This window comes from Pseudoxanthomonas japonensis, from assembly GCF_043632995.1.
Classification (GTDB): domain Bacteria; phylum Pseudomonadota; class Gammaproteobacteria; order Xanthomonadales; family Xanthomonadaceae; genus Pseudoxanthomonas_A; species Pseudoxanthomonas_A japonensis.
Genome location: NZ_CP171632.1, coordinates 3,318,175 through 3,330,016, shown reverse-complemented (window position 1 = coordinate 3,330,016; position 11,842 = coordinate 3,318,175). Strand labels below are relative to the sequence as shown.

Annotated in this window: 11 protein-coding genes, 1 other RNA gene, 1 pseudogene and 1 riboswitch; of the genes and pseudogenes, 9 read left to right on the top strand and 4 right to left on the bottom strand. The window is 69.8% G+C overall.

Annotated elements, in window-relative coordinates; all coding sequences use genetic code 11:
- Positions 1 to 70 precede the first annotated feature (70 nt).
- Positions 71 to 267: riboswitch (FMN riboswitch) on the top strand.
- A gap of 137 nt (positions 268 to 404) precedes the next feature.
- From ACGHX3_RS15585 to thiL, 6 genes are all read left to right on the top strand, one after another.
- The gene (locus tag ACGHX3_RS15585; protein ID WP_394695545.1) at positions 405 to 1,007 is read left to right on the top strand and encodes a riboflavin synthase; all 603 of its coding nucleotides are present in this window, start codon (positions 405 to 407) and stop codon (positions 1,005 to 1,007) included.
- Positions 1,004 to 2,098: a 3,4-dihydroxy-2-butanone-4-phosphate synthase gene (gene ribB, locus ACGHX3_RS15580; protein WP_213604571.1), complete on the top strand. Its 1,095-nt coding sequence runs from the start codon at positions 1,004 to 1,006 to the stop codon at positions 2,096 to 2,098. The genes ACGHX3_RS15585 and ribB overlap by 4 nt, the downstream gene beginning before the upstream one ends.
- Positions 2,099 to 2,162: 64 nt before the next feature.
- Positions 2,163 to 2,630 (top strand): 6,7-dimethyl-8-ribityllumazine synthase, encoded by a 468-nt coding sequence (gene ribH, locus ACGHX3_RS15575; RefSeq protein WP_162336832.1) that lies wholly within the window; start codon positions 2,163 to 2,165, stop codon positions 2,628 to 2,630.
- 22 nt (positions 2,631 to 2,652) lie between these two features.
- Positions 2,653 to 3,120 carry a transcription antitermination factor NusB gene (gene nusB, locus ACGHX3_RS15570; protein WP_238391162.1) on the top strand — a complete coding sequence of 156 codons (468 nt, stop codon included), beginning with the start codon at positions 2,653 to 2,655 and terminating at the stop codon, positions 3,118 to 3,120.
- 1 nt (position 3,121) lies between these two features.
- Positions 3,122 to 3,373, top strand: a complete 252-nt coding sequence (locus ACGHX3_RS15565; RefSeq protein WP_394695544.1) for a helix-hairpin-helix domain-containing protein — start codon at positions 3,122 to 3,124, stop codon at positions 3,371 to 3,373.
- 7 nt (positions 3,374 to 3,380) lie between these two features.
- Entirely contained in the window at positions 3,381 to 4,334 is a 954-nt protein-coding gene (thiL, locus tag ACGHX3_RS15560; protein ID WP_394695543.1) for a thiamine-phosphate kinase, read from the top strand.
- A 139-nt stretch (positions 4,335 to 4,473) separates the two neighbouring features.
- On the opposite strand, the gene ACGHX3_RS15555 is transcribed toward thiL, so the two are convergent.
- The gene (locus ACGHX3_RS15555) at positions 4,474 to 5,862 is read right to left on the bottom strand and encodes an FAD-binding oxidoreductase (protein ID WP_394695542.1); all 1,389 of its coding nucleotides are present in this window, start codon (positions 5,860 to 5,862) and stop codon (positions 4,474 to 4,476) included.
- 233 nt (positions 5,863 to 6,095) lie between these two features.
- On the opposite strand from ACGHX3_RS15555, the gene ACGHX3_RS15550 reads away from it, so the two are divergent.
- Positions 6,096 to 7,496: an FAD/NAD(P)-binding protein gene (locus tag ACGHX3_RS15550; RefSeq protein WP_394695541.1), complete on the top strand. Its 1,401-nt coding sequence runs from the start codon at positions 6,096 to 6,098 to the stop codon at positions 7,494 to 7,496.
- 3 nt (positions 7,497 to 7,499) lie between these two features.
- On the opposite strand, the gene ACGHX3_RS15545 is transcribed toward ACGHX3_RS15550, so the two are convergent.
- Both ACGHX3_RS15545 and ACGHX3_RS15540 read right to left on the bottom strand, forming a co-directional pair.
- Positions 7,500 to 7,889 (bottom strand): YraN family protein, encoded by a 390-nt coding sequence (locus ACGHX3_RS15545; RefSeq protein WP_394695540.1) that lies wholly within the window; start codon positions 7,887 to 7,889, stop codon positions 7,500 to 7,502.
- Positions 7,879 to 9,144 (bottom strand): annotated as a pseudogene (locus ACGHX3_RS15540) (penicillin-binding protein activator); the annotation flags it as partial. The pseudogene ACGHX3_RS15540 and the gene ACGHX3_RS15545, both read right to left, overlap by 11 nt.
- A 215-nt stretch (positions 9,145 to 9,359) precedes the next feature.
- Between ACGHX3_RS15540 and rsmI the strand changes: the two are divergent.
- Both rsmI and rnpB read left to right on the top strand, forming a co-directional pair.
- A complete protein-coding gene (gene rsmI / locus ACGHX3_RS15535; protein WP_394695539.1) occupies positions 9,360 to 10,178 on the top strand; it encodes a 16S rRNA (cytidine(1402)-2'-O)-methyltransferase in 819 nt (272 codons plus the stop codon).
- Positions 10,179 to 10,210: 32 nt separating this feature from the next.
- Positions 10,211 to 10,560: RNase P RNA component class A (rnpB, locus tag ACGHX3_RS15530), an RNA gene on the top strand.
- A gap of 204 nt (positions 10,561 to 10,764) precedes the next feature.
- On the opposite strand, the gene ACGHX3_RS15525 is transcribed toward rnpB, so the two are convergent.
- Positions 10,765 to 11,535 carry an NRDE family protein gene (locus ACGHX3_RS15525; protein WP_394695538.1) on the bottom strand — a complete coding sequence of 257 codons (771 nt, stop codon included), beginning with the start codon at positions 11,533 to 11,535 and terminating at the stop codon, positions 10,765 to 10,767.
- Between the last annotated feature and the right edge of the window lie 307 nt (positions 11,536 to 11,842).

Below are 11,842 nucleotides of genomic sequence, written 5' to 3'. Positions count from 1 at the left end.
CGCTCCGTTCAGAGCCATCGCCGGACCCGGCGTGTAAACTGCGCGGGCCGGTCCGCCGGCACACCACCAACGACGTCTTCAGGGCGGGGTGCGATTCCCCACCGGCGGTAGGTCGCCCAGCGACGAGCCCGCGAGCGCCTCGGTGACATGCGAGTCCCTCGCAGAGCCCGCACATGCTTGTGCGGACTTTCCAATGTCGCCGAAGGGTCAGCAGATCCGGTCCGATGCCGGAGCCGACGGTCATAGTCCGGATGAAAGAAGACGGCACCGCCGAACCACGCGCGAGCGTGGCGTCGTGCGCCTGCCTTCGCGCCCGGAGGCGTCTCCGCCCGTTCCTGCGAGAGACGTTCCATGCCTTCCACGAGTTCCCGCGTTGTTCCCATCCTCCTTTCGGAGGCGTGCTGATGTTCACCGGCATCATCGAGGGCGTCGGCCGCATCGCTGCGCTGGAATCCGTCGGCGGTGACGTCCGCCTGAGCGTGGCCGTGGGCTCGCTGCCGTTCGACGCCGTGCAGCTGGGCGAAAGCATCGCGGTGAACGGGGTGTGCCTGACCGTGATCGCGTTCGATGCGTCCAGCTTCCAGGCCGACGCGTCCACCGAGACGCTGTCGCTGACCACGCTGGGTGGTCTGAAGGAAGGCGCGGTCGTGAACCTGGAGCGCGCGATGCGTCCGACCGATCGCCTTGGCGGGCATCTGGTCAGCGGTCACGTCGACGGCGTCGGCCGCGTGCTGTCCGTGCACGACGATGCGCGCGCCCAGCGTTGGCGCTTCGCCGCGCCGGCAGCGCTGCTGAAGTACATCGCCAAGAAGGGCTCGATCTGCGTGGACGGCGTCAGCCTGACCGTCAACGAGGTGGACGGCGAAGGCTTCGAGGTCGCGCTGATCCCGCACACCGTCTCGCACACCGCATTCGCGGAGACCGTCGTCGGCGACGCGGTGAACCTGGAGATCGACCTGGTGGCGCGCTATGTCGAGCGCCTGCTGGGCAAGAGGAGTGGCGCATGAACTTCGCCCCGATTCCCGAGCTGCTGGAAGAGATCCGCAACGGCCGCATGGTCGTCATCGTCGACGACGAGGACCGCGAGAACGAAGGCGACCTGATCATGGCCGCCGAGCTGGTCAAGCCGTCGGACATCAACTTCATGGTCACCCATGCGCGCGGCCTGGTCTGCCTGTCGCTGACGCGCGAGCGCTGTGCGCAGCTGGGACTGGCCCCGATGGTGCAGACCAACACCGCGCAGTTCCACACCAACTTCACCGTCAGCATCGAGGCCGCCGAGGGCGTCACCACCGGCATTTCCGCGTACGACCGCGCGCATACCGTGCGCACGGCGGTGCGGCCGGACGCCAAGCCCAGCGACCTCAGCCAGCCGGGCCACATCTTCCCGTTGATCGCCCAGCCGGGTGGCGTGCTGACGCGCGCCGGCCATACCGAAGCGGCCAGCGACCTGCCGCTGCTGGCCGGGCTGGAGCCGGCGGGCGTGCTGGTGGAAGTGCTGAATCCCGACGGCAGCATGGCGCGGCGCCCGCAGTTGGAAGTGTTCGCGCGCGAGCACGGGCTGAAGATGGGGTCCATCGCCGACCTGATCGCGTACCGGCTGGCCACCGAACACACCGTCGAGCGCATCGATGCGCGCGACATCGAGACGGAGTTTGGCCCGTTCCAGCTGGTCACCTACCGCGACCGCATCGCCCACGACCTGCATTTCGCCCTGGTCCGCGGCACGCCCGACAAGGCCACGCCCACCCTGGTGCGCGTGCAGGTGGAGAACCCGCTGAGCGACCTGCTGCACTGGCGGCGCGACGATTTCGGCGTGCACGCCACCGACGCGTTGCGCGCGATCGCGGCCGAAGGGCAGGGCGTGATGGTCGTGCTGTCCGAGCCGCGCAGCGCCGACGCGTTGCTGGCGCGCCTGCGCAAGCAGCCCGAGGTGCAGGCCAACGCCAAGGACGTGGGCCAGTGGCGCCGCAACGGCGCGGGCGCGCAGATCCTGGCCGACCTGGGCCTGGGCCGGTTGCGGGTACTGGGCACGCCGCGGCGGCAGGTCGGCCTGGCCGGGTTCGGCCTCGACGTGGTCGAGTACGTCCAGCCCTGACCGGCCCCGGCAGACCGGCCGGTCGCCCCGGCTGGTAGACTTCCCCACCCCCAAGGAACCCGCCATGTCCCACTACGAAGGCGATCTGCGCGCGCCCGATGGCGCCCGCTTCGCGATCATCGCCAGCCGCTGGAATCCGCGCATCACTGATGTGCTGGTCGCTGGTGCGCGGCAGAGCCTGGCCGGCAACGGCGTGGGCGAGGACGCGATCGACGTGGTGCGCGTGCCGGGCGCCTGGGAAATCCCCCTGGTGGCTGCGCGCCTGGCTGCCTCGGGCGACCACGCGGCGATCATCACGCTGGGCTGCGTGATCCGTGGCGATACCCGCCACTATGAACATGTCGCCGACCGCTGCGCCGAGGGCCTGATGCGCGTGCAGCTCGACACCGGCGTGCCGGTGCTGAATGGCGTGCTGGCGGTGGAGCGCATCGAGGATGCGGAAGCCCGTGCCGGTGGCAGCCACGGCAACAAGGGCGAGGAAGCCGCGCTGGCCGCCATCGAGATGGCGCAGCTGCTGGAACAGTTGCCGTAACCCCAGAATCGCAGGAGCCGACGTGAGCCGACAACAACATCCCCACCGCAAGGACGGCGTCGATCCGGTCACGCGCGCACGTGCGCGCCGCCGTGCGCTGCAGGCCGTCTACGCATGGCAGATGTCGGGCGGTGAAGTCGGCCAGGTGATCGCGCAGTTCGCGCACGAGCAGGCGCACGAGATCGCCGACCTCGAATATTTCGAAGACCTGGTGCGCGGCGTGGTCCGCCATCGCGCCTCGCTGGACGAGGCCCTGCTGCCGTTCCTCGACCGCACGGTGGAGGAAGTCGATCCGATCGAGCGTGCGGTGCTGCGCATCGCCGCCTACGAACTGATCCACCGCCTTGATGTGCCGTACCGCGTGGTGCTGAACGAGGCGATCGAAACCGCCAAGCGCTTCGGTTCCGAGCACGGGCACACCTATATCAACGGCGTGCTCGACCATGCCGCAATCGAATGGCGCCCCGCCGAGGCGCAGGCGCGCCGCTGACGTGCCGGCCGACAACGCGCGCTTTCCAAGCGACGAACGCGATGCGCTGCTCGCGCTGAAGGGCGTCGGCCCCACGGTCGTGCAGCGGTTGGAACAGATGGGCATCGCCTCGCTGCGGCAACTGGCGGCGGCCGAGCCGTCCGAGATCGTCGCCAGCGCGGCCGGCCTCACCGGGTCCACCTGCTGGAAGAACAGCCCACAGGCGTGGGCGGCGATCCAGTCGGCCGTCGACTTCGCGCGATCGCGCGCCTGACACCGCCATGGGCGCCGGCGAATTCGACCTGATCGCCCGCATCCGCGCACGCGCGGGCACGCGCGACGACGTCGTGCTCGGCATCGGCGACGACGCCGCGCTGCTGGCGCCACCGCCGGGCCGCCAGCTCGTCGTCACCGCCGATACGTTGAACGACGGCGTCCATTTCCCGCATGGCACGTTGCCGGCCGACCTCGGCTGGAAGGCGCTGGCGGTGAACCTGTCCGATCTCGCGTCGATGGGTGCGGAGCCTGCGTGGTGCACGCTGTCGCTGTCGTTGCCGCAGTCCGATGCGGTTTGGATCGACGGCTTCCTCGATGGCTTCCTTGCGCTGGCCCGTGAGCATGGCGTCGTGCTGGTGGGCGGTGATACGACGCGCGGCCCGCTGTCGGTGTCGGTGACCGCGATGGGATTCGTCGATGCCGGTCGCGCGCTGCGTCGTGACGGCGCGCGCGTCGGCGATGACGTCTGGGTGACCGGGACGCTGGGCGACGCGGCCGGCGCGCTGGCGCTGCTGGAGCGTGATCCGGTCGGTGTGCTGCGTTTGCGGCTGGACCGGCCCACGCCGCGCGTGGAGGCAGGTCGCGCGCTGGTCGGGATTGCCACCGCCTGCGTCGATGTCTCCGACGGCCTGTTGGCCGACCTCGGCCACATCGTGTCGCGCAGCGGCGTGGCGGCACAGGTCGATGTCGGTGCCCTGCCAGCGTCGGAGGCCTTGCGCGCGGCGTTCGATGACGCGACACGCCTCGTGATGCAGGCCGGTGGCGGCGACGACTACGAGCTCTGCTTTACCGCGCCGCCCGAAGCGCGTGCAGGCATCGATGCTGTGTCATTGCAGCTCGGCCTGCGGATCACGCGCATCGGCCGGATCATGGCAGGCGAGGGCGTACATCCGCTGGACGCCGATGGACGGACATGGTCACCGCCACGACGCGGTTACGACCACTTCGCGGAGCTTTGAGCCTGTTGTAGGAGCGACGTGAGTCGCGACCGTAGGTCGTCGGTGCGCGTCGAACATCAGCAGGCCGGCGAGCGAGAGGCAACATGCTGTCGGTGGTCTTCTGGTCGGGCACGGTACGCGGTCGCGACTGACGTCGCTCCTACAGGGCTTCCCGCGGCGGCAATACCTTGCCCGGATTGAGAATGCCGTCGGGATCGAGCGCCGCCTTCACGGCATGCATCGCGTCGAGCGTCGCCGCGCTGAACGCATCGGCCATGTAATCGCGCTTGCTCAGGCCGATACCGTGTTCGCCCGACAGCGTGCCGCCGAGGGTGAGCACCTGCGCAAACACCTTCGGCAGTGCGGCGTATGCGCGCGCGGTTTCGTCCGCGTCGCCGTCGTCGTACATGATGTTCACGTGCAGGTTGCCGTTGCCGGCGTGGCCGAACACCACGATCGGCAGCGCAGCGTCGACCGACAGCGCTTCCATCGCCGCCACGAGGTCGGGGATGCGCGAGACCGGTACCACCACGTCCTCGTTGATCTTGCCGGGCTTGATCGTGCGCAGCGCCGGCGACAGCGCGCGCCGAGCCGCCCATAGCCGGTCGCGCGCGCTGCCATCGGCGGCGACATCCAGTGCCATCATGCCGTCGCCTTCCGCGGCGTCGGCGAGCGCCTGCAACGCGTACGGCAAGGTGTCCTCGTCGCCATCGGCTTCGACCAGCAGCATGGCACCGGCCTCAGGCACGTCGCTGCCGTTGCGGCGGATCAGCGCGATGGCGCTGCGGTCCATGAATTCCAGCATCGCCGGTGTCGCCGGCCGCGCCATGATGCGCGATACCGCCGCCGCCGCGGTGGCGGCGTCCCGGTAGAGCACGCGCAGGCCGGCCTGCGCACGCGGTCGCGGTGTGAGTTTCAGGGTCGCTTCGACGATGATCGCGAGCGTGCCTTCGCTGCCGACGATCAGATGGGTGAGGTCGTAGCCGGTCGCATCCTTGGTGTACGCGCCGCCGCAGCGGATCAACTCGCCCGCACCGGTCACTGCGACCAGTCCGAGCACGTTGTCGCGCGCTGTGCCGTACTTCACCGCGCGTGGGCCACCCGCATTGGTGGCGAGATTGCCGCCCACGCTGCAGGCATCCGCGCTCGATGGGTCCGGCGGCCAGAACAGGCCGTGCGGCGCGAGTGCCAGCTGCAGTTCGCCATTCAGAACGCCCGGCTGCACCACCACGCAGCGATCCGCGGCGCGGATGTCGACGACGCGGTCCATGCGCGCGAACGAGACCACCACGCCGCCCTGCGTCGGCACGGCGGCACCGGTCGTTCCGGTGCCCGCGCCTCGCGCAACGATCGGCACGCGATGCGAGCGACAGGCGCGCACCAGCGCGACGACATCGTCTGTTGTACGTGGCAACGCGACCGCTGCCGGCATCGCCCATCGCCGCGAATCGTCGCCACCGAACGGACGGCAGGCCTCGCCGGTCAGCCAGCCATCGCCGAGGCGGGTCGACATCGCGTCGTGCAGTGCAGGGGGCAGTGTTCCATCCATGCGGGCATTGTACGGATCGGTTGCTCGCTGTCCTGCCCTGATACTGCGCCGGCATGTGCTGATACCGGATCGCCATGTCCGTTCGCGACGTCGCGTCAGTGCCGGTAAATCAACGTCTTCGCGTGCAGCGCTATCGTTCGGCATCCGTTGTATGTGCCGCGCTAACAGATTCCTTACATCCGTCCGCAACGCGGCTGCTAGAAATCCGCCGGCCCAACCGACCGGAGACATACATGCGCATCACCATCGTGGGAGCAGGTTTCAGCGGCAGCGTGCTGGCGACACAACTGGCTTCGGCAGAAGAAGGCGCGCCGGAGATCTGCCTGGTCGGCGTGGGCGATACCTTCGCGCGCGGTGTGGCGTACGGACAAGCGCGGCCGGAGCATCTGCTCAACGTGCGTGCCGGCCTGCTGGGGACGCATCCGGACAGACCGGATGATTTCGCGAAATGGCTGAGTCTTGGGTTGAGCGGTCGCGACGAGTTCCTGCCACGCGTCGCATACGGCGACTATCTGGCCGAACGCCTGCACGAGGCGCATGAGGCCGCCGGCAATCTGTCGCTGATACGGCAGGAAGCCATCGCGATCACGCGCGTCGGCGAGGGCTATCGCGTGCACCTGGACGATGGCGGCTATTTCGCCAGCGACCGCGTGGTGCTGGCGCTGGGCGCGTTGCCGCCGCAACGCCTGGCGGGCATCGGGCCGCGGCTCGCGCAGAGTCCGCGCTACATCGGTTGGCCCTGGCAGGACGACGCGCTGGAACGCATCGAGGCGGACGCACGCGTGCTGATCGTCGGTACCGGGCTGACCATGGCCGACGTGGTGGCGACGCTGGCCGCACGCGGGCATCGAGGCGGACTGACGGCGATCTCGCGCCATGGCTTGTTGCCGCGTGCGCATGCCGCCGTGCCGGGGCCGGCCATCGAATTGCCGCCGAGCATCCGCCAGGCGCTGAGCGGGCGCGACCTGCGCGCATTGCTCGCCGCCGTCCGTTCGCTCGTCCATGTCGCACCCGACTGGTGCAGCGTGGTGGATGCCCTGCGGCCGCATACCCAGGCATTCTGGCGCAGCCTGCCCGACGCGCAGCGCGCGCGATTCCTGCGCCACCTGCGATCGCACTGGGAAGTGGCGCGGCACCGCATCGCGCCGCGTGTCGCCGAGGTGATGGAGGGGCTGCAGGCGACTGGGCAGCTGCAGGTGCGTGCCGCGCGCCTGCTGCGCGCCGGCCTGCGCGCGCAAAGTGCTGAAGTGCTGTTGCGCGGGCGTGGCGAGGAGCAAGCGGACGTGGCGCAGTACGACTACGTCATCCGGGCCACCGGGCTGGACACCGACATCGTGCGCACGACGCATCCGCTGGTGTCGCACCTGGTCGACGCGGGCCTGCTGGTGGCCGATCCGCATGGCCTGGGCGCCGAGGTCGGCGACGACCTGCAGGTGCTCGATCGTCACCGTGCACCGGTGCGTGGGCTCTACTGCCTCGGGCCGCTGCTGCGTGGGCATCTGTGGGAAATCACCGCCGTCCCCGAACTGCGCACCGCCGCTGCCGCGTTGGCAACCACGCTGCGGGCGCGGTCGACCTCGTCGGTGCGGCGTAACGGGCTGGCGCGCGAACTGCTGCTGTCGGCCGGGCTGTAGCGGTCAGATCTCGTCTGCCCTGAAGGCGTCACGGATCCAGTCGAGCTGCGGCGAGGCGGGATCGCCCTGCGCGTCGACCACGTCGAACCGGCACGGCGCGTCGGCCAGCGGGGGATGGTCCTGCAGGAAGCGTTGCGCGGCGTGCACCAGGCGGCGTCGCTTGCCGGCATCGATCGAGGCGGTGCCGCCGCCGAAGGCCTGCGACCGGCGGTAGCGCACTTCGACGAACACCACCGCCGGCGCACCGGGCCGGCTGGCGTCCTGCATCACCAGGTCGAGTTCGCCACCGCGGTAGTTCGCGTTGGTGGCGAGCTCGGTCAGTCCTGCGCGGAGCAGCAGTGCGCGCGCGGCGACTTCGACGGCGTGCCCGCGGGCGCGCCGGTCAACCGCCATCCGCGATCGGAGCAGGACGGCCGCCAGCGAACGTCGACCACGACGGCGTGCGCACGACGTTGCCGAAGCCATCGAGCTGCAGGCGACCGGTGGCGCCGCGCAGCTCGGTGTTGGCGCCGAGTGCCAGCTTCTCGAGATAGGCGGTGAGCAGCCATGCGTCGTAGCCGAACGCGAACAGGCGCGCGGCCGGACCGCGGGCGGTCGGCACGCGCTCGCCGGTGACGCTGGCGGCGGGCAGGGCCGGCACGCCACGCGACGTCCAGGCTTCGGTCGGGAACGCGATGCCATCCAGGGCCATGTCTTCTTCCGGCTTGCCGGTGCCCGAGGTCAGCTGCGAGGTGCCCACGCGTGTCTTGCCGCCCAGGCCGGCCAGCGCCAGTTGCGGCGTCAGCGCGCGCGCGGTGCCGCCACGCACGGCCAGGAACACCGCATCGGCGCCCTCCTGTGCGGCGGTGGCCAGCGCAGCCGACAGGTCGCCCGGCGCATCCTGCACGCGGATCACGCGCGTGACCTTGCCGCCCCGCTCGGCGAAGCGTGCCGCGAACGCCTGCGAGGCGCGGCGGCCGTTGTCGTCGCTGCCTTCGATGACCAGCGCCGCACGACGCTCGCGCGCGAACAGGTATTCCGCCGCGGCCAGGCCGTCGTCTTCGGGTGCCAGCGAGAATCCGGCATTGCCTTCCGGCACGGCCACCGTGCCGCGGTTGAGCACCAGCAGCGGCGTGGTCAGCTGCGGCTGCTGGAACAGCGCGCTCACTTCATCGCGGCCAAGCGGGCCGATCACGAAATCGGCGCCCTCGGCGGTAGCACGCGCATAGGCGGCGGTCGCGCCGGCGGCGGTGCCGGTGGTGTCGTAGAACTGGATATCGGGACGGCGACGGCGTTCGCCGTAATAGCCCGCCAGCAGGCCGTCGCGAACGGGCGCGGCGGCGGTGGCGAGGTTGCCTGACAGCGGCAGCAGCACGGCCAGCTTCATCGGCGGACGGTAACCATCGGATTCGGCGGGCGGACGATTGCCGGCGTCGAAGCGCCACTGCGTGCCGCGGTCGAACGGGCGCGGCAGCGGCAGGCCGCGGCGCTGCAGCGCGCGACCTGCGAAGTTGTACAGCGGGTCTCCGGAGGGCAGCGCGGCGGCATCCCGGGTCAGGGTGGCGTCGTCGAGCGTTGCCAGCAGGCGGTCGATCTCGCGGGCGTTGTCGCTGCGGGCCTGGCCACTGAGGGCGGCATCCTGGCGGGCCAAGGTGGCGGCATTGGCGAACGCAGGCGCGAAACGCGTCGCCGACGTGGCGGGGCCTGCGCCCGGCGTGGTCGCGCAGCTGGCCAGCAGGGCCACCAGCAGCAGGGCCACGAGGGTCCGTGCGGGACGGAAGCGTGCGGAAAGCGTGCGTGCGACAGGCAGGTCCAAGGGCATCGTCGATGTTCAGGCAGGGGAACCGGCTACGATTCTACCCCCAGCCACCGAGCCCCACTGGAATGCCAGCCGGAACCCTGTTCATCGTCGCCACCCCGATCGGCAACCTGGGCGACCTGACGCCACGTGCGCTGGAGACCCTGCGTGGCGTAGCGGCGATCTGCGCGGAGGACACCCGCCGCAGCGGCCAGCTGATGGCGCACTTCGGCGTGTCCACACCGTTGATCGCCCTGCACGAGCACAACGAGGACGCGCTGGCCCAGCGTGTGGTCGAGCGCCTGCTGGCCGGCGACTCGCTGGCGCTGGTCAGCGACGCCGGCACGCCACTGGTCAGCGACCCCGGCTTCCGCCTGGTCCGCGCCGCGCGCGCGGCGGGCATCAAGGTCAGTCCTCTGCCGGGCGCGTGTGCCGCCATCGCCGCACTGAGCGTGGCCGGGCTGCCCAGTGATCGCTTCACCTTCGAAGGCTTCCTGCCCGCCAAGGCCTCGGCGCGGCGTGAACAGTTGCAGCGGCTGGCGGGCGAGACGCGCACGCTGGTGTTCTACGAATCCTCGCACCGCATCACCGAATCGCTGGCCGACATGCGCACCGCGTTCGGCGACGACCGTCCCGCGGTGCTGGCGCGCGAGCTGACCAAGCTGTTCGAGACCGTCATGGACGGCGCCCTGGCCGAGTTGCAGGCGCGCGTCGAGGCCGACGACAACCAGCGCAAGGGCGAGTTCGTCGTGATGGTGCAGGGGGCCGGCGACGACCTGGACGCACGCCTGGTCGAAGGCCGCCGCGTCTACGCGCTGCTCAACGAGCACCTGCCGCCGTCGGCCGCCGCCAAATTGGCCGCCGAGATCACCGGTGCGCCCAGGAAGGCGTTGTACGGCAGCTGATGACGGCCTCACCGTGCGAGAATACGCACGGCGGAGCCGGCCAGACAGTCGCGTCATTGGAAACAATGCCGAGGAAAGTCCGGGCTCCACAGGGCACGGTGCCAGGTAACGCCTGGGCGGCGCGAGCCGACGGAAAGTGCAACAGAAAGATACCGCCTAAGACTGCTTCGGCAGGACGGCAAGGGTGAAATGGTGCGGTAAGAGCGCACCGCGAGTCCGGCAACGGACCGGCACGGCAAACCCCACCGGGAGCAAGACCAAATAGGGAGGCTATGCTGCGGCCCGCAGTGTCTCCGGGTAGGTTGCTTGAGCGTAACGGTGACGTTGCGCCTAGAGGAATGACTGTCCACGACAGAACCCGGCTTACCGGCCGGCTCCGCCGCTTTCCAAAGCGCCACCGGCGCTTTGGAAAGCCCCAAGGTTTGCGGCGCAAACCTTGGGCCCCAGGCCGTTGGCCTCCATACCCCCGCTCGTGCTTCGCGCTCGCCGCCCCCTGACTCAGGGGGCGGGTAGAGCAGCGCATGGACACGTCTCTTGTGGGAGCGAAGTGAGTCGCGATCGCGGCGTTTCAGCTGTCGGGCGCTCGTTACGCACCAGCCCCGATCCTCAGCGTCGTCTCGCCCTCGAACACGCCCTCCGGCCCGAACCTGCGCTCGCTGATCCAGCCGTGGCCGGCGTGGTCGATCGCAATCAGGGTGCTGGCGCGGGTGCCATAGCGCTCGCCGCGGATGAAGGCGGGGGACAGCATGCGCTCGAGGTCGATGCCGACGCCCGTGTCGGGCAGGTGCTCATCCGGCGCAGGGGTCTCGTCCGCCAGCGCGGCCCACAACGGCCCCACATCGTCCCTCTCCGATGCCACCCAGTCGGCCAGCCGTTCCTTCAGCGCCATCGTCTTCGGCCAGGGCTCGTCGAGGTCGCCGTTGGACAGGGCATGCACTCCGGGCGCGAGCGTGATCCGGCGCGGCGTCGGGTAGTTGCTGAGGTATTCGCAGTCCGTCTCGTCGGCCAGCAGCAGGTTGAAGGGGGCGAACACTTCCGCGGCCACCAGCAGGCCGGTCGCCCGGTGGTCCACGCTGTCCGGTGATTGCAGGAACCCCGCCGGCAACTGGCCGCGGGAGGGAGCGCCCGGCACCTGGATGGCCGGGTCGCGCACGTTGGTCACCACCGCCACCCGGCCACCGGCCTCGACGCCTGCCCAGGTGCCACCCGATTGCAGATCCTGCCCCGCCATCAGGTGCGGCGACATCGCCCAGTGGGCGAGCGGGGCGGTGGGGCGGGCATGGAACTCGTCGCGGTTGCCGGCCAGCAGCAGGCGCCAGCGCGGGTGGACCTTCCAGGCGAGGGCAACGAGGCACATGGGCCGATTCTGGCCCCCCGGTTTGCGCAGTTCCACTCCTGCCGACGGGTCGGCATCGGCCTTCATGTGAAACGAAGGTCACCTCACTGAATCGTTCCTCAATCTCAAAATTTGAGACGAAACAGCAACTTGTGGATAAGGCTTGAACAAGTCTCTGAAGTTTGCCGCAAGCCATTGATCCGCCAAGTGATTTCAGGTCGTTCTTCCTGTTGACAACCCTGCGGGCGCTGCTAAGGTGGGCAACAGAGGGAAAACCGGGTTTTCAGTGGTTTTTCGTGGTTCAATTGATCGCTCAATGAGTGTCGGG

Bases quoted from the DNA above. Each gene is read 5' to 3' on its own strand.
- ACGHX3_RS15525 (WP_394695538.1), bottom strand. From the start codon at position 11,535: ATGTGCCTCGTTGCCCTCGCCTGGAAGGTCCACCCGCGCTGGCGCCTG.
- ribH (WP_162336832.1), top strand. From the start codon at position 2,163: ATGTCCCACTACGAAGGCGATCTGCGCGCGCCCGATGGCGCCCGCTTC.
- ribB (WP_213604571.1), top strand. From the start codon at position 1,004: ATGAACTTCGCCCCGATTCCCGAGCTGCTGGAAGAGATCCGCAACGGC.
- ACGHX3_RS15585 (WP_394695545.1), top strand. From the start codon at position 405: ATGTTCACCGGCATCATCGAGGGCGTCGGCCGCATCGCTGCGCTGGAA.
- thiL (WP_394695543.1), top strand. From the start codon at position 3,381: ATGGGCGCCGGCGAATTCGACCTGATCGCCCGCATCCGCGCACGCGCG.
- ACGHX3_RS15550 (WP_394695541.1), top strand. From the start codon at position 6,096: ATGCGCATCACCATCGTGGGAGCAGGTTTCAGCGGCAGCGTGCTGGCG.
- ACGHX3_RS15545 (WP_394695540.1), bottom strand. From the start codon at position 7,889: ATGGCGGTTGACCGGCGCGCCCGCGGGCACGCCGTCGAAGTCGCCGCG.
- ACGHX3_RS15555 (WP_394695542.1), bottom strand. From the start codon at position 5,862: ATGGATGGAACACTGCCCCCTGCACTGCACGACGCGATGTCGACCCGC.
- rsmI (WP_394695539.1), top strand. From the start codon at position 9,360: ATGCCAGCCGGAACCCTGTTCATCGTCGCCACCCCGATCGGCAACCTG.